The organism is Mycetocola sp. BIGb0189, assembly GCF_024810155.1.
Taxonomy (GTDB): Bacteria; Actinomycetota; Actinomycetes; order Actinomycetales; family Microbacteriaceae; genus Mycetocola; species Mycetocola lacteus.
Genome location: NZ_JANUED010000007.1, coordinates 18,130 through 38,758, shown reverse-complemented (window position 1 = coordinate 38,758; position 20,629 = coordinate 18,130). Strand labels below are relative to the sequence as shown.

Genomic DNA, 20,629 nt, shown 5'->3' with positions numbered 1-20,629 from the left:
AGATTACGCGATTCCCCTGCCGCGACGGCGGCGGCGTGCCCACTCGGGGTGGCATTCGCCGCACATTCGTTTTCTTCACACCACGACCTGGTTTACTCCTCCCACATCACAACCCGACCGACCGGAGAGATCGATGAAGATCACCGTTTCACGCGCCACCCTGTACCCCGGCTCCCTCGCCCTCCTCCTAGCCGGAACCCTGCTCGTTCCGGCCACCGGGGCCCATGCCTCCGCGCCACCCGACGCGCCTCCGGCACCGGCACCCGCACCCGCACCCGCCAGCGACCCGGCACTCGTCGCACCGGGTGTACCCGCGAGCTCGGGCGACTCCGACGAAGTTCCGCCGCTAGACGCGCAGAGCCTCACGAACGGCATCGACCGCACGTTCTACGACCTCCCCGATCCCATCCCCGCGACCCCGGGCACACTCATTCGCCACCGCCCGATTGATGCCAAGCTCATCACCGAGAACATTTCGGTACCCGCCCAGGCCGAACTGGTCATGTATTCGAGCACCTCAAGCTCCGGTGCCCCGACCGTGGTGACCGGTACCGTGTTCACCCCGTGGACGGCCTATTCGGGTGCCGGTGAACGCCCCCTGGTCTCCCTGGCCCCGGGCACGCAGGGTCTCGGACCGGACTGCGCCCCCTCACGCCAGTTTGTGCGCGGCACCGAGTATGAGGCCTTCCAGGTCACCGCGCTGCTGCTCGCCGGATACTCCGTGGTGGTCACCGACTATGAGGGCATGGGCACCGCCCTCGACGCCACCTATCTTGCCCGCGTCAGCCAGGGTAATGCGGTCTTGGACGCGGCCCGGGCCGCACCGCAAACCGGGCTCCCCTCGATCAGCGCTACGTCTCCGGTGATGCTCTACGGCTACTCGCAGGGTGGGGGTGCCAGCGCATCCGCCGCCGAGCTCGCCGCAAGCTACGCCCCGGAGCTACCGATCATCGGGGGATATGCGGGCGGTGTGCCGGCGGACTTGCGCGCGGTGGCCGGTTACGTTCAGGACAAGCCCGCCGGTACCATGCTACTGTTTGCGCTGACCTCGATCGGTGATCTTGCCGGGATTAGCGCCGATAACTACCTCAACGCGGCGGGACGCGAGGCCCGGGCCTGGGCTGCGAACAACTGTGTGAGTCCCACCAGCTCGCGCTACGGTGCCACACCGCTGCGCTCGCTCACCACAACCGGGGAGTCGGTGACCGAACTGATCGAACGCGTCCCCGAGTATTCGCGGGTGATCGACGAGCAGGCAATCGGGCGGGGCACACCCGGCTTTCCGATGCTGATCGGTCAGAGTCCCACCGACGACATCATTCCCGCCGCGCAGTCCGCCGACCTGGTACGGCAGTGGTGTTCCCGCGGCGCATCGGTCACCAGCGTGCAGGCCCCCGCGGTGGGGCACGGGGTCGCCGCGGCCACGCTGGTCCCCGACGCCCTCTGGTTCCTGCATCGTTTGGTAAAAAACAAGCCCGCCGCATCAACCTGTGGCTAGCCGAAACCCCCGGCAACGCACACAAAACGGCCCCGGATCGAAAAGATCCGGGGCCGTTTATGTGAGCGATTCACCCCGAGGGGTGCACCAACTACTTAGCGGCTACCACCTGAAGGGTGATGGTCGCGCTAACCTCGTCGTGCAGACGAACCAGGACCTTGTGGTCACCGGTTGCCTTGATCGCGTTGGGGATCTCGACCTTACGCTTGTCGATCTCGCCAGCGCCCGCAGCCGAAACGGCGGCGGCGATGTCAGCGGTCTTCACCGAACCGAACAGGCGGCCTTCGCGACCGGCCTTGACGGTCAGCTTGACCTTGCCCTGCTCCAGGTTTGCCTTGAGCGCCTGAGCGTCCTCGAGGTTGTGCAGTGCACGAGCGGCGCGAGCCGCCTTGATCTGCTCAACCTGCTTCTCGCCACCGCGAGTCCAGACAACAGCAAAGCCCTTGGGCACGAGGTAGTTACGGGCAAAGCCGTTCTTCACCTCGATAACGTCCCCGGGGGCACCGAGACCGGTGACCTCGTGGGTCAGAATTACCTTCGACATTTGCTTACTCCTTAGCGGCCGGAGCCGGCGTAGGGGAGAAGAGCCATCTCACGTGCGTTCTTGACGGCACGTGCGATGAGGCGCTGCTCCTGGACGGAAACACCGGTGATGCGACGGGCGCGGATCTTTCCACGCTCGGAGATGAACTTGCGCAGGGTTGCGACATCCTTGTAATCGATGACGCCGACGCGGATAGCCTTCGCGGGAGCGACGACCTTTGCGCCCTTACCGCGGGCAGGCTTGCGGCCAGGGCCGCCAGACTTTCCAGCCATAATGATTTCCTTAGTGTGCTACCTCGAGCCGAAGGCTCGAAGAAAATTTCTTAGAAGGGAGTGTCGTCCCCGAAGGTGCCGGGAGTGTTCCAGGCATCTGCTCCAGAGGACGCGTTGTTCGACGGCGCGTTGTTGTACGACGGCGCGGCACTGGCCCAGGGCTCATCCGATACGGCACCCTGCTGCGGGGAGCGAGCTCCACCGCCGGAGGACTGTGCACGGCTGACCTGAGCGGTTGCGTACCGCAGCGACGGACCGATCTCGTCAACTTCAAGCTCGATCGCGGTGCGCTTTTCGCCTTCCTTCGTCTCATAGGAACGCTGCTTCAGGCGACCGGTCGCGATGACACGGCTTCCCTTGCTCAGCGATCCGGCGACGTGCTCGGCAAACTCGCGCCAGACCGAAGCGCGGAGGAACAGCGCTTCGCCGTCCTTCCACTCGTTCGACTGACGATCGAAGTTACGCGGGGTCGATGCGATCGTAAAGTTGGCGACCGCCAGCCCGGACTGCGTATAGCGCAGCTCCGGGTCCGAGGTGAGGTTTCCCACCACGGTAATGATCGTTTCGCCGGCCATCGAAACTACTCGGCCTTCGCCTCGGCCGACTGGGCCTTAGCGGCAGCACGGGCGGCCTTGGCGCTTGCGCGCTCGGCTTCCACGGCAACCTGAGCGATTGCTTCCTCGGCACGCAGCACCTTGGTGCGCATGACGGCCTCGGACAGCTTGAGCTGACGGTCCAGCTCAGTGGTCGCGGCAGCGGTAGCGGTGAAGTCGACGACAGCGTAGATGCCTTCGGCCTTCTTGTTGATCTCGTACGCCAGACGACGACGGCCCCAGATGTCAACCTTTTCGATGGTTCCACCATCGTTGCGGATGACGTTCAGGAACTTGTCGAGGCTCGGTGCAACCGTGCGCTCGTCAATCTCCGGGTCGAGAATAACCATGAGTTCATACTGATGCGTCACTAACCCACCTCCTTCGGACTCGAACGGCCACAGGATTTCTGTGACAGGAGGGTTCTGCATCGTTGCCGATCCTCGCCCCAGAATGGGGCTTAAATGGACAACTTGCTCAGTCTACTTGATTTTGACCGCGCGTGTCGCCCCTGTGGACAACTACACGGCGTTGCCCGGCCTGTGGAAAGCACGACACCCCGCCTCCCAGAGGGGGGCGGGGTGCGGTGAATCCGGGTGAACTAGCCGTTTACGGCCACGTTTCCGGCGTCCTGAGCCTTCTTCAGACCCTCCTTGACGTCGAGCTTGCCCTCGAAAATCTCGTTGAAGAGCGGGGTGTAGGCCTCCTGGGCTGCCACGAACTTTCCGCCGTGGAAGGGCGGGATGGTCTTGCCGTCCTTGATCACATCGAAGAACGGAGCCACGTTGGTGTCCTTGCCCTTCCAGTAGTCAAAGAACTTCGACTGCGCGTCCACCACGGCGGGCACGTGGGTGCCCTCGCTACCGATGAAGGCGGCGCCCTTGGCGGATCCCAGCCAGGTCAGCAGCTTCTTGATCGCCGGCTGCTTGCTCTTATCGGCGTTGGCGTTACCGGCCACGGCGATGCCGTTGGTCACCGACACGCGACCCTCGGGGCCGGCGGGGAGCATCGCGACGCCCCACTTGAACCCGGCCTGCTCGGAGACGGTCTTGAGGTTGTAGATCCCCGACTGGAAGGTGGCCAGCTTGCCCGCGATGAACTGATCGCGCACCACATCGGTGTTGGCGCTGGTCTCGGCGGCAGGCGGGGCCACCTTCGAGGTGTTGATGGCGTCAACCACATACTTGATCGCCTCGGCCGAGGCCGGGTTGGCGAAGGTGAAGGCGTCGCCATCCTGGAACTCGCCCCCGTTGGAACCGATGAACGGAAGGATGATGGCCTGGCCGTCATTATTGAGGCTCGTACCGTAGGTCACCGCGGTACCGTCATAACCCTCGGCACCGGCGGCCACACCCGCGGCGTCTCGGGTGAGTGCCTGGGCGGTCTTCAGGTAGGTGTCCTTTTCCGGGTTGGGATCCCAGGTGAGGTCGTTCAGGGTCTTGGGCTCAACCCCGGCCGCGCTCAGCAGATCGGCGTTGTAGTAGACGGCGATGCCGGCGTCGTAGAGCTGGGGGACACCCCAGAGCTTGCCCGAGCGGGTGTACTGGTCCACCACGCTGGGCTCCCAGTCACCCTTGGCCCCGTCACCCAGGGTGGCACCGATGTCCAGCAGGTTGCCGCTGTCCACATAGGCCGGGTAGCTCGAGGCGTTGATCCAGAACAGATCGTCGGCGCTCTTGGCGGCCACGTCCTTGCGCAGGGTGGTCCAGTAGTCGCTCCAGGCAACCGTCTTCACGTTGACCTTGATGTCCGAGTTTTCCTTCTCGAAGGCGTCAAACGACTGGCGGTAGGACTTGGCCACGGCCTCGTCCCAAACGCGCACGGTCAGCTCGGTACCCTCGCCGCTCCCGCTGGCGGAGTCGGAGGCGCCGTTCGTCCCCGAGCAGGCGGAGAGGAGCAGCGCGGCGGCACCGATGATGGCGGCCGCGGAGAGCTTTTTTCGGATCATGGAGGTTTACGTCCTTCGTTCGTTCCAGGTGAACGTGGGTCCGGTCATGGCCGGGAAGGTCCCACCGTCGAGGGGGATAAAAAACAGTGGTGACGAACACCTGGATTCGTCACCACGATCACGAAAAACGTGACACTTTCGTTAACTATTTCATCGTTGCCGCGGTATTGACAAGGCAGCATCGCCCCAAACCGTCGACGATCCCGACCCCGGATACCCCGAAAAAACCCGCCATTCCGGGGGACAGCGCCGCCCCATCGAGATCAAAAATCAATTTCGAAATGGGGCGGTCGGCGACCCCGGATGAGCCCCTACTCCGCGGAATCGCGTGCGGCCCACCACGCACGCAGGCGTTCGGTGGCAACCTCGGGCCCGAGCGGGCCCTCATCCAGGCGAAGCTCCAGCAGCCAGCGGTATGCTTCGCCCACCTCACGGCCCGGGGCGATGCCCAGGATCTGCTGGATCTGGTTGCCGTCGAGGTCCGGACGTACGGCGTCCAGCTCCTCCTGCTCGGCCAGCTCGGCGATGCGCGCCTCAAGGTCGTCATAGGCAAAGGCCAACCGGTCGGCCTTGCGGCGGTTGCGGGTGGTCACATCGGCGCGAGTCAGCATGTGCAGGCGCTCCAGCAGGTCGCCGGCATCGCGCACGTAGCGGCGCACGGCAGAGTCCGCCCAGGCGGCCTCGGTGTACCCGAAGAAGCGCATGTGCAGCTCAACCAGGCGACCCACGGCCTTGATCGTCGCGGTGTCATAGCGCAGCGCCCCCAGGCGCTTCTTGGCGAGCTTGGAACCCACCAGATCGTGGTGGTAGAAGCTCACGGTACCGCCGGGCCCCAGCTTGCGGGTGGCCGGTTTGCCGATATCGTGCAGCAGCGCCGCCCAGCGCAGCACCAGGTCGGGCTCGGCCTCCGGGTGACGCTCATGCTCGTAGCTGATGGCCTGTTCCAGCACCGTCAGCGAGTGCTGGTAAACGTCCTTATGGTGGTGGTGCTCATCGGCTTCCAGGCGCAGTGCGGGCAGCTCGGGCAGCACGATGTCCGCGAGGCCGGTGTCCACCAGCAGCTCGATTCCCGGACGCGGATTATCGGTCAGCAGCAGCTTGCTCAGCTCGGCCTGGACCCGCTCGGCGGAGATGTTCTCGATCGAGGCGGTCATCTCGGTGATCGCGGCGCGGGCGTCCTCGTCCACGGTGAAGTCCAGCTGGGAGGAGAATCGGGCGGCCCGCATCATCCGCAGCGGGTCATCACCGAAGCTCACGGCGGGCTCGATCGGGGTGCGCAGGGTGCGATCGGCCAGGTCCTGGAACCCACCGGTGGGGTCCTCCAGCGCGACCTGCGGCAGGCGCAGCGCCATCGCGTTGACGGTGAAGTCGCGGCGGCTGAGGTCGCCGGTCAGGGTGTCCCCGAAGGCCACCACGGGCTTGCGGGTCACGCCGTCGTAGGTGTCGGCGCGGTAGGTGGTGATCTCGATCGTTTCGCCGTGGATACGGGCACCGATGGTCCCGAACTCGCGGCCGATGTCCCACTGGGCGTCGGAGATCGGGGTCACGATGCGCAGAATGTCATCCGGACGCGCGTTGGTGGTGAAATCGAAGTCGTTGACCGTACGACCGAGGATCGCATCGCGGACCGGACCGCCCACGAGTGCCAGCTCATACTCCGCCTCGGCAAACGCGCGCGACAGGGTCGACACGATCGGGGAAGCGGCGAGTTTTTCCAGCCGCTCGAGGGCTTCAGCCATTCTCACCATGCGGGCAATTCTACTAGGCACCCCGACACCACGCGGCACCGGGGGCCGCGGGATCTAGCGGCGACCGCGCTTCTTACTTGCGGGCTTACGCGGCTGACGCGGGCGGAACGGTGCGGGCTTTTTGCTCTGCTGCTGCGCCGGCTTCTTCTTGGCGGGCTTTTCGGGTTCGGGTTCGGCCCGGCCCCGCGAGCTATTGGCGGTGCGTCCACGGACGATGCCCACAAAGTCCTCAACGCGTTCGGCGCGCACCGCGTCGTCCTCGTCGATGCGCCAGGCGATCCCGATCTCGGTGGGGGCAACCCCGCTCACGCGGCGGTGCTTGACGTCCTTACGGTCGTGCAGGCGGGCGAGGGACTGCGGCAGGATCACAAATCCGATGCCCGCGGCAACCAGCTCGATCGCATCCGCTACCCGCTCGGGGGCGGGCAGGTCCGGGCGGGTGCCCTCGATCATCTCGGTGCCGACCTCGGCCCAGCCGGGCACCTCGCTCGGATCCTGGATCAGGTGCAGGTCGGCCAGCTCGCCCAGGCCCACATCGGCGCGCTCAAGCAGCTCGTGCCCCTTGGGCAGCACGACCATCGGGGTTTCCTCATACAGCTTGATCAGGTGCAGGTCATCCCCGCGATCAAAGGGGAGACGCACAAAACTCACGTCGGCCAGGTTTTCGGTGAGTACCCGGCGCTGATCCTCGCGCTCACCCATGGTGAAGGAGGTGCGGACGCGCGCGTTGCGCTCGGTCCAGGCAGTGCCCCACTTGCCCAGCGAGACCCCGGATACATAGGCGATACGGAAGTCGGCGGGCGGTGCATCGGTGGGCTCCGGGGCCGTGGCAACGGTTTCGACGGACTCGGCCGGTTCGGTGGATTCCGAAATCGATTCCGGGTTCTGGTGCTCGCTCACGGTGCCTCCCTGGGTCTGCGTGCCCCCACAAAGACGGGGACACCACCTCCAGAGTACGGCAGGGATCGCCCGGAAAATTTCTGCAACCCCGCAATCACGGTTACCCTAAGAGCATGAGCGAGCAGAACATGAAACCCGCGACCGCGGCAAAGAAGCTCGGAATCTACCTCCAGGCCACGCCTGAGGCATTCCAAGCCGAGCCGATCACCCGCGAGGCCTTCCTCGCGCTTCAGCAGACCCCGCCGGAGTGGCTGACCGAGCTGCGCCTGAACGGTCCGCACCCGCGGACCGAGGTGGCCCGCAAGCTGGGCGTTTCGGTCTCGGGCCTGTCCCGTGCCGGGATGGCCGACGCCGCCCTGACCACCGCCGAAATCAAGGAGCTGCTGACCAACCCGCCGGCATGGCTGGTCACCGAGCGTGCCACCCAGGCCGAGGTGCGCGCCGTCAACCAGCGCACCAACGAGCGCAACGAGGGTCGCAAGATCCTCGCCGCCGAGCGGGCAGCCGAAGAGCAGAAGTAGTCGTCCACGACGCACAGAGCGGCGCCCGGATCCAGTTGGATCCGGGCGCCGCTCTGTGTGTTCCGAGTAAAAGGCGGGCTAGGCGGCGGGCTCCATCGTCAGGACGTTGGATTCGGCGGGGATGAGGTCCGGGACGGCCTCCATGATGCGTTCGGCCCGGCGACCGGGGCGCACCATCGAGGTATGGGTCGGTTCGACAAACCCGAACTTGCTATACAGGCCGTGGGCGCTGGAGGTAAACAGGGTCCAGCGGAAGTCTTTTCCGGGACCGTTTTCGATCATTTCCTCCACGAGCAATCGGCCCAGATTATGGCCGCGATGTTCGGGGAGAACGTAGACATCGGCAAGGTAGGCATCGTTGATGCCATCGGAGACGGCACGGGCAAAACCAATCTGGTTGCCGTGCTCGGTATACACACCCACCACGCGCCATGCGCCGCGAATCTGCGCCTCGACGTCCTCGCGGGTACGCCACCGGTGCCAGGGTGCCTGGGTAGACAAAAACTCCCAAATCGCGCCGAGGTCCAGGCGCGACGGATCGGAATCAAACTCGTAGTTCACGATTTATTTTCACACCCCGACGGTGACACTCCGGTGAATGTGAAATGAACACTCAATCACTCGCGTGCCACACCCGATTCGGGCACCCCTGAACACCCCCGAAATCCGCGGCGTGGCGGGGATCTGCGGGCCTTCGGGGCCCGTCAAAAAATCCGTTTTATGAGTTTTTGCATCACGGCGCGGCGCGGACCGCGAGTAGTCTGAGATTCCCTGCTGAATCGCTTCCCAAGGATGGCTGATGTTCACTCCCGCGAGACCCTCCTCCCACCGATACGGATGGGTGGGTGCGGCGGCTCTGGGTGCCGCGATCCTGACGCTCACCGCGGGGTGTTCGCTGCTGCCCCAGATTCCTCAGCCGGCGATCGAATCCGCCTCGGAATCGGTGGCCCCCGAGCAGAAGGCGCCGGAAGCGACGCTGAACGATCCCCGACTCAAGGACATCGCGATGCAGCTGGTTTCCAGTGCCGAGAACTCCACGCTGGACTGGAAGGATCAGTACGGCTATATCGAGGACATCGAGGATGGTCGTGGATTTACCGCCGGGATCATCGGTTTTACCACCGGCACCGGCGATCTGCTGGAGGTTGTGCGCGCCTATACCCGGACGGTCCCCGGCAATGCCCTGGCCGCGTTCATTCCCGCGCTGGAGAAGGTCAACGGCACCGACTCTCACGACGGGCTCGGACCGGATTTTGAGCAGGCCTGGACCGATGCGGCCGATGATCCGAAGTTCCGTGCCGCCCAGGATGCCGAGCGGGACCGGGAGTATTTTGACCCGGCGGTGTCCCTCGCGGTGTCCGACGGCCTGCGCCCGCTGGGCCAGTTTGCCTACTACGACGCGGCCGTGGTGCACGGCACCGAGGGGGATGAGGTGAGCCTCGAGGGCATCCGAAAGACCGCGATGAAAAAGGCTAAGACCCCCGCCCAGGGCGGCGATGAGAAGGCATATCTCAATGCGTTCCTCGATGCCCGCGTCGCGGCGATGAAAACCGAGGAGGCTCACGATGACACCTCACGCATCGACACCGCGCAGCGGGTATTCCTCAAGGCCGGCAACTTTGACCTAACCACGCCGCTGGAGTGGCGCACCTACGGGGATCGCTACCGGATCGACTAGGGATTGCGCCCCGGGGCGAGTTGTCCGCCTCGGAATGCGAACACCGACAGGACACACAGGACGGTGCCCAACACCGCGGGTACCGAGCCGGTCGCCCCGGTCCGCAGATATGCCAGGAATCCCGATTTCGAAAGCTCAAGCGTGTCGGGGTCCGGGGCCGGTGCCATCAGCGTTGTCAGGAGGACGATCACCAGCAGGGTCGCGCCCGCAGCGGCCAACGGCCAACCCCGGGCGATGGTGCCCGCCCGAGTGGATACCCATAACAGCATCCACGTCAGAAGGGCGCTGAACACAATAATGCCCAGCACGGGAAGCAGGGTTCGCCTCGGCTCGCCGACGGAGATGTTCCCCAGGTCCCAGGAGAAACCCAGTCCCTCCCGGCGGGAACGCTCGTGAAAGCTCAGGAACCCCAGCACAGGAACAACGATCAGGGACGCCCCTACTCCGACCAGCATCCCCAGCACCGTCTGTTTTGTCGTCACCTCGTGCCCCCTTGCTCGCGTTCTGGCGACGCTATCAGCGCGGCTCTGTGGTGTCGACGGCAGGCGGCTTCGAGAAGCGAATTTTCAGTGGATTGACAACGTTGGCTCCGCAGACCGAAGGCCCGCCCCGGATCGGGACGGGCCTTCTGTCTGCGTGTAATTAGGCGCCGGCGAAGAAGGCACCGATGGCGCCGGAGAGCGCGATCGGGTCGTTCACGTGGCACAGCTCGCGAGCCGAGTGCATCGAGAGCAGCGGCACCCCGACGTCCACGGTGCGGATACCCAGGCGGGTTGCGGTAAGCGGGCCGATGGTCGAACCACAGGGGACGGTGTTGTTAGAGACAAACTCCTGGTAATTCACCCCGGCGGCCTCGCAGGCCCGGGCGAACAGCGCGGCACCGTGCGCGTCGGTCGCGTAGCGCTGATTGGCGTTGATCTTCAGCAGCGGACCGGATCCGGCCAGCGGACGCACCGCGGGATCATGCATCTCGCCGTAGTTCGGGTGCACCGAGTGACCGGCATCCGCCGAGAGGCACCAGGATGCGGCATAGGCGCGGGCCAGGTCGGTTCCGGTGGCCCCAAGTCCCAGCGCAATGCGCTCGGTGATCTCGGCGAGCAGCGGTCCGCTGGCACCCGAGCGGGTTTCCGAACCGAGTTCCTCGTGGTCGAAGGCGGCGAGCATCACGATGTGTGCGGGATCGGCGGCCAGGGTCTCCAGGGCGTGCAGTCCTGCCCAGACCGAGGAGAGGTTGTCCATCCGTCCGGCGGCAAACAGCTCACCATTCTGGCCGAAGCGGGCGGGGGCCTGGGTGTCGGCGGTCAGAATGTCATAGCCGGCCACCTCACCGGGCTCGACGCCGGCGAGCGCCGCCAGGTGCGCCACCAGGTCGGCGGTGGAGCGATCACCCACGCCGTACACGGGCTGGGTGTGACGCTGACGGTTCAGGGTCAGGCCGTTATTAGCCTCGCGGTCCAGGTGGATCGCCAGCTGCGGGATCCGCAGGTACGGTCCGGTGCGCACCAGGTGCTCGCTGCCGTCGCGCAGAACCAGGCGTCCGGCGAGCTCCAGCTCGCGGTCGAGCCAGGAGTTCAGCAGCGGGCCGCCGTAGACCTCAACCCCGGCCTGCAGCCAGCCGTCGGATCCGGTGCTCGGCTTGGGCTTGAGCTTGAACCCGGGGGAGTCGGTGTGGGCACCCAGGATGCGGAAGCCGGTGGTCGCGGTCGCGCCCTCGGGCTGGATCCAGGCCACCAGCGCGCCATCCCGGATCACCAGGTAGCGGCCGGCCTCGGTGGACCAGGCGTCGGCCTCATCCAGCCGGGTAAATCCGGCACCCTCGAGCCGGGCGGCACCCGCCGCGGCCGCGTGATAGGAGGAGGGGGAGGCCTGAATGAAGGCACCAAAGTCCGCGATGAGCTCGTCAGTGTTGTGCATGCCCTCCATCCAATCACTGTTCGGGGCGGCGCGGGGAATCCGTGCCGAACGTGCGTTTTCCCAGCCGAGGCACGCTAGCCTGAACGCTCACGAGAGGAACCCCGTGCACACTCCCGATTCACGTCCCCTGCCACGCCGCCGCACGCTACTGATCGCGCTGATGGTGTGTGTGGCGCTGGGCCTTGCAGTCACCAAACTGGGCAGTGGCGAGGTGGCCGGGTTTACCGGAGATGCCCTGTATGCGGTGGCCGCGTACCTGGCGATCGGAATTCTCTGGGTGCGACTGCGCCCGATCCCGCTGGGTCTTCTCACCGTGGCGATCTGCTGGGCGATCGAATTCTTTCAGGCCACCGGGATTCCGCTGCATCTGGCCGAACAGTGGATCGGCTGGCGCTATCTGCTGGGCACCACCTTCAACTGGGTGGATCTGATCGCCTACCTGCTGGGCGGCGTTCTCATTGCCGCACTGGATACCTGGTGGCGATCGCGAGCCACGGCACTCGGATCAAACCGTCCCTAGCCGCGGGGCGCCCAACGCAGGGTCGCCGGCAGATCCGCCGTGTTTTCGAGGCCCGAACCCGGTTGATTCCGCGTCGAGAGCCGGGCCTAGCTTTTCGCCAGCCGTCCCGACTCCTCATCGCCGCGCACCAGCGCCAGCACCAGGGACTCCTGGAGGTAGCCGAGCCAGTCATACAGACCGGTCAGTGGTTCATCGGGGTCGGCCTCGGGGGTCTGCGTGGTGATGCTCAGGCGTTCGGCGAGGACCTGACGCAGATCGCCCAGCGCGCGCATCACGGTCGCGGCATCCGCGCGGGAGAGTGCGGGTGCCGGATCGGCGGGGATCGTGTCCGCGAGCAGCCGGGCACCGTGGATGCGGGCGTCATCGAGGTCGCCGCGGGTCAGCCGGCGAAACTCGGCCGAGGCCTCGGCATCCTCCGGGTAGGCGTCGGGATAGAGTCGCTCGGCGACCGGATCGGTGGGGTCCTCAAGCACCTCGATCAACTGGACCGCCAGATCGGAGAGGATCGCCCGCTCGTGCTCCTCCAGCAGCAGCGTGAAGCCGTTCTGATCCAGGTGCACGGCACCGATGCTCACACTCACGCTCCGGCCCCCGCATCGCCGGCCCGAACGGTGGCCCACAGGCCGAAGCCGTGCATCGCCTGCACGTGCATCTCGGCGGCCTCGCGTCCGGTCCTCGCCACGACCGCGCTGCCCTCGTTGTGTACGGCGAGCATGCGCTCCTCGGCCTGCTCGATGCTCATCCCGAAGTGGCTGCGGAACACAAAGGAGACGTAGCTCATCAGGTTCACCGGATCGTCCCAGACCACCACCTCCCAGGGCGTCTCGGCGAGCGCCGCCGGGGCACGGTCTAGGAGTTGCTGGGTGTCGGTCATCACCCCTTAAGAATAGGCGCGGGTGCGGCCTAGAGGAATCGGATACCCGCCTGGAGCACGCTGCGCAGCTCGAATACATCGCTCAGGCTGCCGTGCGCCATCCCGGGGATGCCGGTGCGCAACACGTGGCCGAGCAGCGAGCGCTGCACCACCAGGGTGCTCGCGTGGCGTCCGCGACCCACGGCCACAATGCCGTCCTCCATCGAGTTATCCGGGACCACGATCAGCACGCCGGTGAACTTGACCCGGAGGTCCTTGGCAAACGCCCGTGCGGTGCGGGTGGTGCGGCGAACCGGCAGTTCCAGCGGACCGATATTTTCGCCCTGGAGTTCGCCGCGCTTGAGTACAATCTGACCGCCCCAGTCCTCCGAGGCGATGGCAAACAGTCCGGCGGGGCCGAGGACCACGTGATCCAGCGCTCCCTCGTTACCGGCGGCCACATCGCTCCACATCGTGAAACCCATACCCAGGTCGGTGATCTGCCGGGCGGTGGCCTCCTCGGCGAGCGCCTTGGCCAGCTCGCGGCGGATCTCCGGGGGAGCGGTCCGCACCAGGCGTGCCTCATACGGATCCGGGATGTCGACACCGCGCCCCACCCACTCGCGCAGCATCGCCAGGTAGCGCTCGCGCGCCCGGCCGCCGGGGTGTCCGTAGGTGCGCGCCTTGGGGCGAGAATCCTGTCGCGGCGGACGCGGGGCCGCCGACCAGGTGGCACCGGGCTCGGCGGGGGAGGAGGTCGAGGAGGATCCACGGTCATAGGACGCACGCGCCTCGATGGTACCCACCAGTTCCCAGGCGCGCTGCACCTCGTCAAACGCGGCGGCGCTGCCCCCGGTGTCCGGGTGGGTCTCGCGGGCGCGACGACGGTAGGCCCGGCGCAGGTCGTCCTCGCTCGCCGATCCGGCCACTCCGAGGACCTCATACGGGGTCCGTTCGGCGGGGCTTGTACTCATGGTGCTCCTTGAAACAGACGGCCGGGGATCGATCCAGGCTACCGGGCGCGGCGGCGGAAAACGTAGCGGGAGGCGCGGATGAAACGCCTCACCCTTCCATTCTGTGGTCATCTCCGGGGTGTACGGGCACCATTCCGCCCTCGGCGTAAGGCCGCGGGCGTTATAGTTAGCGGGCATGCTTTGGGAGGAAAAATGACCGATGTTCCCTGGCTCAGTCCCGCGGAAATGCAGGCGTGGCTGCGCTTTATCGCGGTGGTGCAGCTGCTCCCCGGGGCGCTCGAGTCCGAGCTCCAGGCCGATGCCGGCCTGACCCACTACGAGTACTTCACCCTGGCAAAGCTCTCCGAAGCCCCCGAACGCACGCTGCGGATGACCGCACTGTCGGATGCCACCAACGCGACCCTGCCCCGGCTGTCCCACGTGGTGCGCCGCCTCGAGGAGCGCGGATTGGTGGAGCGTTTCCCCTGTGCGGATGATCGCCGGGCGACCAATGCGCGGCTGACCGACGCGGGCTGGGAGATCGTGGTGGCCGCGGCCCCCGGACACGTGGAGACCGTGCGTAAACACGTCTTTGATGCGCTGGGCCCCGACCTGGTGGGCGCGCTGGATGAGGTCAGCACCCGCATCCTGCGCACCCTGGATCCGAGCGATCGACTCCACGCGCTAACCCCGCCCGCCGCGGCCGCGCCTCCCGCCGTATGAGCGCGGTGTCCAATCACCGGGTCGATGTGCTGATCATCGGCGCGGGCCAGGCGGGCCTGGCAACGGCCCAGGAGCTTCAGCGCCGCGGCGTGACCAGCATGCGGATCATCGACCGCGGCCCCGGGTCGGGCGGTGCCTGGCAGCACCGCTGGGCCTCGCTGCGGCTGGACGATGCGCACCAGGTTGAGGATCTGCCGGGCCTCGATACCCTGGGGCTCAGCTTCCGCACCGCCCCCGGGGATGAGCCCGCGCGGGAAATTGTGGCCGACTACTACTCCCGCTACGAGCGCGCCTACGGCCTGCCGATTCGGCGACCGATCGAGGCGGTCGCGGTCACCGCGGACGGCCCCGACCACACGCTTCGGGTCACCACCCGGAACGCGGTCACCGGGACACCCGACACCGAAATCCTGGCCCGGATCGTGATCAACGCCTCGGGTACCTGGACCCATCCGATCCAGCCCGAGGTTCCCGGCCGCGAGCTCTTCACCGGGCGTCAACTGCGCACCCCCGAGTTTGTGGCCGCCGAGGCGTTTGCCGGTCAGCACGTGATCGTGGTGGGTGGCGGGACCAGCGCGATCGGGTTTGTGCTGGAACTCTCGCCGGTGGCCGCGCGTGTGCAGTGGGCAACCCGGCATCCGGTGGACTTCAGCGAGACCGTGGGCCTTGCCCGCGATCATGCCCGGGCCGCGGTCGCCGCCCAGGATGAGGCAGCCCGAGCGGGGGAGATCCTGCCCAGTATCGTCTCGGGCACCGGCGTCCCGCTGACGCGGCGGATGCGCCAGGCGCGCGAGGCGGGGATCCTGACCGAGCGCCCGATGTTCACCGCGCTGACCGAAACCGGCGTGATCTGGCCCGACGGGACCGCGGAAACGGTGGACGCGATCATCTGGGCCGCCGGCTTCCGCGCCGAGGTTGACCACCTGGAACCGCTGGGCCTGGCCGCCCCCGGACACACGATCCGGGTCGAGCGTGGCCGGGCGATCGATGAACCCCGCCTCTTCCTGGCCGGATACGGCCCACAGGCCAGCACGATCGGGGCCGCCCGTTCGGCCCGCGCCACGGCCGCGCAGGTGGTGCAGGCGCTCGGGGAAGAGCCCCGTGTTTCGGGCAGGTAACCACCTCCACCAAGAATCCCGAGAGCACCCGCGCGTGGTGTTCCCGCGCCCAAAAACCGTGTAGATTGATGCCGAACACCCACAATCACATACGCCACTAAACCACCGCGGGAGAGTCCCGATGTTTGGGCGCCGTAGGAGCAAACCCTCCCCGGGAATCTCTCAGGCCCATGGACCGCAGTGGTGCGGCAACTCTGGAAAGTGATCCCTCGTGCGCGAGCGGATCCACCGACGGTGCAGGTGCGGAATCTCGCGCGAAATCTCTCAGGTACAGCTACAGAGCGGGGAGGAACCCATCGTCGTTTCCGGCGCGCACGCGCCGGTACCCATATTGGAGTTCCCGTGACCCTGGTCGACCCGTCCGTATCCGTTTCCGCCGAGGAACACACGCAACCCGCGCCCGAGATCGGCTTTGCCGAGCGTCATATCGGGGTGCATCGGGATGCCGAGGTGGCTCACATGCTCGGCGTCATCGGGCAGCCGAGCCTCACCGCGCTGGTAGACACCGCGGTTCCCACCTCGATTCGCCAGTCGGCACCGCTGAACCTGGCCCAGCCGCTCTCCGAGGCCGACGTTCTCACCGCGCTGCGCGCGCTGGCCACACAGAATACCACCGCCGTGCAGCTGATCGGGCAGGGCTACTCCGACACCATCACCCCCGCGGTCATCCGCCGGAACGTGCTGGAAAGCCCCGCCTGGTACACCGCCTACACCCCGTATCAGCCCGAGATTTCGCAGGGACGCCTGGAGGCGCTGCTGAACTTCCAGACCATGGTCCAGGACCTCACCAGGCTCGATGTCGCCGGTGCCTCGCTGCTGGATGAGGGCACCGCGGTGGTCGAGGCCGCGCTGCTCATGCGCCGCGCGACCCGCGGCCTGCCGGATGATGCGCCCACGGTCATCGATGCCGACGCCTTCCCGCAGACCATCGCCCTGCTGCGTGGCCGGGCCGAGGCGCTCGGGTTCGAGATCATCGTCGCCGACCTCTCCCGGGGCCTGCCCACCGACCTGCCCGAGGGTCCGCTGGGCGGCGTAATTGTGCAGCAGCCCGGCGTTTCCGGTGCGATCGTGGATCACTCGGCGGTCATCGCCGCGGCCCACGAGCGTGGTGTCCTGGTGACCGTCGCGACCGACCTGCTGGCCCTGACCCTGCTGACCTCCCCGGGCGAGCAGGGTGCCGATATCGCGGTGGGTTCGGCCCAGCGAATGGGTGTTCCGCTCTTCTTCGGTGGCCCGCACGCGGCGTTTATTGCGGTGAAGAAGGGCCTTGAGCGTCAGCTGCCCGGTCGCCTGGTCGGCGTCTCGGTGGATGATGCCGGACGCCCCGCCTACCGCCTGGCCCTGCAGACTCGCGAGCAGCACATCCGCCGCGAGAAGGCCACCTCCAACATCTGTACCGCGCAGGCCCTGCTGGCCGTGGTCGCCTCGTTCTATGCGGTGTATCACGGTCCCGAGGGCCTCACGAGCATCGCCCGTCGTATCCACCGCCTGGCCACCGGGCTGCGGGATGCGCTGGAATCCGCGGGTATCACCGTGGTCAATCAGACCGCGTTTGACACCCTGACCGTGGCCGTTCCTGGACGCGCCGCCGAGGTGCTGGCTGCCGCCGAGGGCCGCGGAATCAACCTGCGCCGGATCGATGCCGACCACGTGGGAGTGGCGGTCAACGAGGTCACCACCGCGCGCATTCTCGACCACGTACTGGCCGCGATCACCGGCACCGAGGGCGCACCGGTCGTTCCGGCCGACGCCGACCGGATCCCCGCCGAGATTGTGCGCACCAGCGCCTTCCTCACCCACCCGGTGTTCCACCAGCACCGCTCCGAAACCCAGCTGCTGCGCTACATTCGCCGCCTCTCGGACCGCGATCTGGCCCTGGACCGGACCATGATCCCGCTGGGATCCTGCACCATGAAGCTCAACGCGGCGGTCGAGATGGAGGCCATCTCCTGGCCCGAATTCGCCTCGATCCACCCCTTCGCCCCCGATCACCAGACCGTGGGCTGGCGTACCCTGATCACCGAGCTCGAGGAAGATCTGGCCGAGATCACCGGCTATGACCGGGTCTCGGTTCAGCCCAACGCCGGTTCCCAGGGCGAACTCGCGGGCCTGCTGGCGATCCGCGGCTACCACCGCTCCCGCGGGGATGAGGCGCGCACCATCTGCCTGATTCCGGCGAGCGCGCACGGCACCAACGCGGCCTCGGCGGTGCTCGCCGGGATGCGGGTCGTAGTGGTGGCCACCGCGGCCGACGGCACGATCGATCACGCCGATCTGAACGCCAAGATCGCCGAGCACCGCGACGTGCTGGCCGCGATCATGATCACCTACCCCTCGACCCACGGTGTCTTCGACGCCGATGTGCGTGAGGTGTGTGACGCGGTGCACGCGGCCGGCGGACAGGTCTACATCGACGGCGCCAACCTCAACGCGCTGGTCGGGCTCGCCAAGCCCGGCGAGTTTGGCGGCGACGTCTCGCACCTGAACCTACACAAGACCTTCTGCATCCCGCACGGGGGCGGCGGACCCGGCGTGGGACCGGTCGCCGTGCGCGCCCACCTGGCACCCTTCCTGCCCGGGGATGCGACGGACCCGAACTCCACGACCCCGATCTCCTCGGCCCGCTTCGGCTCGGCCGGGGTCCTGCCGATCAGCTGGGCGTACGTGCGCCTGATGGGTGGCGAGGGTCTGACCCGCGCGACCCGCACCGCACTGCTCTCCGCCAACTACCTGGCCGCACGCCTGGATGAGTACTTCCCGGTGCTCTACCGCGGAAACGACGGCCTGGTCGCACACGAGTGCATCCTCGACCTGCGTCCGATCACCGCCGCCACCGGCGTCACCGCCGAGGACGTGGCCAAGCGCCTGATGGACTTCGGGTTCCACGCCCCGACGCTGTCCTTCCCGGTGCCCGGCACCCTGATGGTCGAGCCCACCGAGTCCGAGGACACCACCGAGCTTGAGCGCTTCGTGACCGCGATGCGGGTGATCCGCGCCGAGATTGCCGCGGTCGAGGCGGGGGAGTACCCGGTGGCCGAATCGCCGCTGCGCCGCGCCCCGCACACCGCCGCCGCGCTGCTCTCGGACACCTGGGACCGCCCCTACGGTCGCGAGCAGGCGGCCTTCCCGGTGCCCGGACTGCGTCAGGACAAGTACTTCCCGCCGGTGGGCCGGATCAACCAGGCCGCCGGAGACCGCAACCTGATCTGCTCCTGCCCGCCCCTGTCCGCCTTTGAGGAAACGTCCTCCGAGGAGGGCCACACCGAGGAAGCCGAGGCCACCCGATGACCGAGCGCACCACCGCCCTGTACGACGCCCACGCCGCCCTCGGCGCGCACTTCACCGATTTTGGTGGCTGGCAGATGCCGCTGCGCTACGGGTCCGAGCTCGCCGAGCACACCGCGGTGCGCACCGCCGCGGGCCTGTTTGACCTCTCCCACATGGGCGAGGTCTGGGTGCAGGGACCGGATGCGGCCGCCGCGCTGAGCTTCGCACTGGTCGGGGCCTTCGACACCCTGGCCGTGGGCCGCGCCAAGTACTCGCTGATCGTGGCGGAGGACGGCGGGATCCTCGACGACCTGATCGTCTACCGCCTCACCCCCGAACGCTTCCTGGTGGTCCCGAACGCGGGCAACGCCGAGCTGGTGGCCGGGGAACTGACCGTGCGCGCCGCCGGATTCACCGCTACCGTCACCGATGCCAGCGCGAACACCGCGCTGATCGCCCTGCAGGGTCCGCGCGCCGCAGAGATCCTGGCCACCCTGGTGCCCGAGGCCGACCATGAGGACCTGGCCGCGCTGCGCTACTACGCGGCCATCGAGCTGAGCGTGGACGGCGAGCCGGCGCTGGTCGCCCGCACCGGCTACACCGGGGAGGACGGCTTCGAGCTGTTCATTCCCAACTCTCGCGCCGCGGAACTCTGGGACACCCTGCTGGCCGCCGGGCTCACCCGCGGCCTGATTCCCTGCGGCCTGGCCGCCCGGGACTCGCTGCGTCTCGAGGCGGGCATGCCGCTCTACGGCAACGAGCTGACCCGCGAACTGACCCCGTTTGATGCGGGATTCGACCGCGTGGTGAACCTCACCGAGGGCCACAATTTCGTGGGCCGCGCGGCACTGGAAGCCGCCCGGGATAACCGCACGGGCCGCCGGGTCCTGGTGGGTCTGCGCGGCGAGGGCCGCCGAGCCGCCCGGGCCGGCTACCCGATCCTCTGCGAGGGCGAGGTGATCGGCGCGGTGACCTCGGGCCAGCCGAGCCCGACCCTCGGGTATCCGATCGGATTTGCCTACGTCGACCCCGAATTCGCGACCCCCGGCACCCCGGTCCAGGCCGACCTGCGCGGCAAGCCCGAGGCGTTCACCGTGGTTGAGACCCCGTTTTATCGCCGTACCCGCTAATCCACAGCACCACCACCCACAGCACCACCACACACCCCATCACCATCGAAAGGCACCCATGAGCACCGTTGCCCCCAACCTGAAATACTCCGCCGAGCACGAGTGGCTGGCCGCCGGCGATCCCGCAACCGTGGGCATCACCGCGGTCGCCGCCGAGGCCCTCGGTGACATCGTCTACGTGAGCCTGCCCGAGGTGGGTGACACCGTGACCGCGGGCGCCACCTGCGGCGAGGTCGAGTCCACCAAGTCCGTGTCCGACCTGTACGCGCCGGTCACCGGTGAGGTCATCGCCATCAACCAGGCGGTGCTGGATGATCCCGCCCTGGTCAACGGCGACCCGTACGGTGCCGGCTGGCTCTTCACCGTCGCCGTGACCGCCGAGGGACCGCTGCTGAGCCCCGAGGAGTACGCGGCTGCAAACGGCGTCACCGCGCCGTAATTCGATGCCG

The 20,629-nt window shown here is 67.2% G+C and carries 22 protein-coding genes and 1 riboswitch; of the genes, 9 read left to right on the top strand and 13 right to left on the bottom strand.

Translation table 11 applies throughout. The features are described 5' to 3' along the window. Positions 1 to 133: 133 nt before the first annotated feature. Positions 134 to 1,498, top strand: coding sequence for a lipase family protein (locus tag M2390_RS11700; RefSeq protein WP_259178914.1), 1,365 nt, complete (start codon positions 134 to 136; stop codon positions 1,496 to 1,498). 91 nt (positions 1,499 to 1,589) lie between these two features. Here M2390_RS11700 and rplI read toward each other — a convergent pair whose 3' ends face one another. The 7 genes from rplI to M2390_RS11665 form a co-directional block, all read right to left on the bottom strand. Further along, positions 1,590 to 2,042, bottom strand: a complete 453-nt coding sequence (gene rplI, locus M2390_RS11695) for a 50S ribosomal protein L9 (protein WP_030147617.1) — start codon at positions 2,040 to 2,042, stop codon at positions 1,590 to 1,592. 11 nt (positions 2,043 to 2,053) lie between these two features. Beyond that, the gene (rpsR, locus tag M2390_RS11690) at positions 2,054 to 2,314 is read right to left on the bottom strand and encodes a 30S ribosomal protein S18 (protein ID WP_030147616.1); all 261 of its coding nucleotides are present in this window, start codon (positions 2,312 to 2,314) and stop codon (positions 2,054 to 2,056) included. 50 nt (positions 2,315 to 2,364) lie between these two features. Then, positions 2,365 to 2,889 carry a single-stranded DNA-binding protein gene (locus tag M2390_RS11685; protein WP_121687780.1) on the bottom strand — a complete coding sequence of 175 codons (525 nt, stop codon included), beginning with the start codon at positions 2,887 to 2,889 and terminating at the stop codon, positions 2,365 to 2,367. A gap of 5 nt (positions 2,890 to 2,894) precedes the next feature. Further along, positions 2,895 to 3,278, bottom strand: coding sequence for a 30S ribosomal protein S6 (gene rpsF / locus M2390_RS11680; RefSeq protein ID WP_030147614.1), 384 nt, complete (start codon positions 3,276 to 3,278; stop codon positions 2,895 to 2,897). A 230-nt stretch (positions 3,279 to 3,508) separates the two neighbouring features. Then, on the bottom strand, positions 3,509 to 4,855 hold the full coding sequence (locus tag M2390_RS11675) for a sugar ABC transporter substrate-binding protein (RefSeq protein WP_259178907.1): 1,347 nt from the start codon (positions 4,853 to 4,855) through the stop codon (positions 3,509 to 3,511). Positions 4,856 to 5,166: 311 nt separating this feature from the next. Continuing rightward, on the bottom strand, positions 5,167 to 6,603 hold the full coding sequence (locus tag M2390_RS11670; protein ID WP_259178904.1) for a CCA tRNA nucleotidyltransferase: 1,437 nt from the start codon (positions 6,601 to 6,603) through the stop codon (positions 5,167 to 5,169). 54 nt (positions 6,604 to 6,657) lie between these two features. Beyond that, positions 6,658 to 7,503, bottom strand: coding sequence for a LysR substrate-binding domain-containing protein (locus M2390_RS11665; protein ID WP_259178902.1), 846 nt, complete (start codon positions 7,501 to 7,503; stop codon positions 6,658 to 6,660). Between the two features lie 113 nt (positions 7,504 to 7,616). Between M2390_RS11665 and M2390_RS11660 the strand changes: the two genes are divergently transcribed. Next, positions 7,617 to 8,024 (top strand): DUF5997 family protein, encoded by a 408-nt coding sequence (locus M2390_RS11660; protein WP_043321635.1) that lies wholly within the window; start codon positions 7,617 to 7,619, stop codon positions 8,022 to 8,024. Between the two features lie 78 nt (positions 8,025 to 8,102). Here M2390_RS11660 and M2390_RS11655 read toward each other — a convergent pair whose 3' ends face one another. Next, entirely contained in the window at positions 8,103 to 8,585 is a 483-nt protein-coding gene (locus M2390_RS11655; protein ID WP_121687785.1) for a GNAT family N-acetyltransferase, read from the bottom strand. Between the two features lie 238 nt (positions 8,586 to 8,823). Between M2390_RS11655 and M2390_RS11650 the strand changes: the two genes are divergently transcribed. Continuing rightward, positions 8,824 to 9,702: a chitosanase gene (locus M2390_RS11650; RefSeq protein WP_310503983.1), complete on the top strand. Its 879-nt coding sequence runs from the start codon at positions 8,824 to 8,826 to the stop codon at positions 9,700 to 9,702. On the opposite strand, the gene M2390_RS11645 is transcribed toward M2390_RS11650, so the two are convergent. Beyond that, complete coding sequence (locus M2390_RS11645; RefSeq protein WP_259178898.1) at positions 9,699 to 10,184, bottom strand: hypothetical protein; 486 nt, start codon at positions 10,182 to 10,184, stop codon at positions 9,699 to 9,701. The two genes, M2390_RS11650 and M2390_RS11645, sit on opposite strands and share 4 nt — an antisense overlap. Before the next feature lie 160 nt (positions 10,185 to 10,344). Next, positions 10,345 to 11,616: a M18 family aminopeptidase gene (locus tag M2390_RS11640; protein WP_259178896.1), complete on the bottom strand. Its 1,272-nt coding sequence runs from the start codon at positions 11,614 to 11,616 to the stop codon at positions 10,345 to 10,347. Positions 11,617 to 11,719: 103 nt separating this feature from the next. Between M2390_RS11640 and M2390_RS11635 the strand changes: the two genes are divergently transcribed. After that, on the top strand, positions 11,720 to 12,136 hold the full coding sequence (locus M2390_RS11635) for a DUF2809 domain-containing protein (protein WP_259178895.1): 417 nt from the start codon (positions 11,720 to 11,722) through the stop codon (positions 12,134 to 12,136). Between the two features lie 86 nt (positions 12,137 to 12,222). On the opposite strand, the gene M2390_RS11630 is transcribed toward M2390_RS11635, so the two are convergent. The 3 genes from M2390_RS11630 to M2390_RS11620 are packed head-to-tail and all read right to left on the bottom strand — an operon-like array spanning position 12,223 to position 13,963. Continuing rightward, positions 12,223 to 12,717 carry a DUF2017 domain-containing protein gene (locus M2390_RS11630; RefSeq protein WP_259178893.1) on the bottom strand — a complete coding sequence of 165 codons (495 nt, stop codon included), beginning with the start codon at positions 12,715 to 12,717 and terminating at the stop codon, positions 12,223 to 12,225. Further along, positions 12,714 to 13,010 (bottom strand): ATP-dependent Clp protease adapter ClpS, encoded by a 297-nt coding sequence (clpS, locus tag M2390_RS11625; protein WP_259178891.1) that lies wholly within the window; start codon positions 13,008 to 13,010, stop codon positions 12,714 to 12,716. Before clpS ends, M2390_RS11630 begins: the two co-directional genes overlap by 4 nt. Before the next feature lie 29 nt (positions 13,011 to 13,039). Continuing rightward, positions 13,040 to 13,963 (bottom strand): DnaJ domain-containing protein, encoded by a 924-nt coding sequence (locus tag M2390_RS11620; RefSeq protein ID WP_259178889.1) that lies wholly within the window; start codon positions 13,961 to 13,963, stop codon positions 13,040 to 13,042. A gap of 192 nt (positions 13,964 to 14,155) precedes the next feature. Here M2390_RS11620 and M2390_RS11615 point away from each other — a divergent pair, with 192 nt between their 5' ends. The 5 genes from M2390_RS11615 (at position 14,156) to gcvH (ending at position 20,619) form a co-directional block, all read left to right on the top strand. Beyond that, complete coding sequence (locus M2390_RS11615) at positions 14,156 to 14,665, top strand: MarR family winged helix-turn-helix transcriptional regulator (protein WP_259178887.1); 510 nt, start codon at positions 14,156 to 14,158, stop codon at positions 14,663 to 14,665. A 5-nt stretch (positions 14,666 to 14,670) separates the two neighbouring features. Beyond that, complete coding sequence (locus M2390_RS11610) at positions 14,671 to 15,783, top strand: NAD(P)-binding domain-containing protein (RefSeq protein WP_396823009.1); 1,113 nt, start codon at positions 14,671 to 14,673, stop codon at positions 15,781 to 15,783. A gap of 98 nt (positions 15,784 to 15,881) precedes the next feature. Continuing rightward, a riboswitch (glycine riboswitch) is annotated at positions 15,882 to 15,971 on the top strand. A gap of 217 nt (positions 15,972 to 16,188) precedes the next feature. Then, complete coding sequence (gene gcvP / locus M2390_RS11605) at positions 16,189 to 19,071, top strand: aminomethyl-transferring glycine dehydrogenase (RefSeq protein ID WP_259179275.1); 2,883 nt, start codon at positions 16,189 to 16,191, stop codon at positions 19,069 to 19,071. Then, positions 19,068 to 20,180, top strand: a complete 1,113-nt coding sequence (gene gcvT, locus M2390_RS11600; protein ID WP_259178883.1) for a glycine cleavage system aminomethyltransferase GcvT — start codon at positions 19,068 to 19,070, stop codon at positions 20,178 to 20,180. The genes gcvP and gcvT overlap by 4 nt, the downstream gene beginning before the upstream one ends. A gap of 58 nt (positions 20,181 to 20,238) precedes the next feature. Further along, positions 20,239 to 20,619: a glycine cleavage system protein GcvH gene (gene gcvH, locus M2390_RS11595; protein WP_121687797.1), complete on the top strand. Its 381-nt coding sequence runs from the start codon at positions 20,239 to 20,241 to the stop codon at positions 20,617 to 20,619. Positions 20,620 to 20,629: the final 10 nt, after the last annotated feature.

What these genes read in the sequence shown, in the direction of transcription:
- M2390_RS11700 (WP_259178914.1), top strand. Translation starts at nt 134, where the DNA reads ATGAAGATCACCGTTTCACGCGCCACCCTGTACCCCGGCTCCCTCGCC.
- rplI (WP_030147617.1), bottom strand. Translation starts at nt 2,042, where the DNA reads ATGTCGAAGGTAATTCTGACCCACGAGGTCACCGGTCTCGGTGCCCCC.
- rpsR (WP_030147616.1), bottom strand. Translation starts at nt 2,314, where the DNA reads ATGGCTGGAAAGTCTGGCGGCCCTGGCCGCAAGCCTGCCCGCGGTAAG.
- M2390_RS11685 (WP_121687780.1), bottom strand. Translation starts at nt 2,889, where the DNA reads ATGGCCGGCGAAACGATCATTACCGTGGTGGGAAACCTCACCTCGGAC.
- M2390_RS11675 (WP_259178907.1), bottom strand. Translation starts at nt 4,855, where the DNA reads ATGATCCGAAAAAAGCTCTCCGCGGCCGCCATCATCGGTGCCGCCGCG.
- M2390_RS11670 (WP_259178904.1), bottom strand. Translation starts at nt 6,603, where the DNA reads ATGGTGAGAATGGCTGAAGCCCTCGAGCGGCTGGAAAAACTCGCCGCT.
- M2390_RS11660 (WP_043321635.1), top strand. Translation starts at nt 7,617, where the DNA reads ATGAGCGAGCAGAACATGAAACCCGCGACCGCGGCAAAGAAGCTCGGA.
- M2390_RS11650 (WP_310503983.1), top strand. Translation starts at nt 8,824, where the DNA reads ATGTTCACTCCCGCGAGACCCTCCTCCCACCGATACGGATGGGTGGGT.
- M2390_RS11640 (WP_259178896.1), bottom strand. Translation starts at nt 11,616, where the DNA reads ATGCACAACACTGACGAGCTCATCGCGGACTTTGGTGCCTTCATTCAG.
- clpS (WP_259178891.1), bottom strand. Translation starts at nt 13,010, where the DNA reads ATGACCGACACCCAGCAACTCCTAGACCGTGCCCCGGCGGCGCTCGCC.
- M2390_RS11620 (WP_259178889.1), bottom strand. Translation starts at nt 13,963, where the DNA reads ATGAGTACAAGCCCCGCCGAACGGACCCCGTATGAGGTCCTCGGAGTG.
- M2390_RS11615 (WP_259178887.1), top strand. Translation starts at nt 14,156, where the DNA reads ATGACCGATGTTCCCTGGCTCAGTCCCGCGGAAATGCAGGCGTGGCTG.
- gcvT (WP_259178883.1), top strand. Translation starts at nt 19,068, where the DNA reads ATGACCGAGCGCACCACCGCCCTGTACGACGCCCACGCCGCCCTCGGC.
- gcvH (WP_121687797.1), top strand. Translation starts at nt 20,239, where the DNA reads ATGAGCACCGTTGCCCCCAACCTGAAATACTCCGCCGAGCACGAGTGG.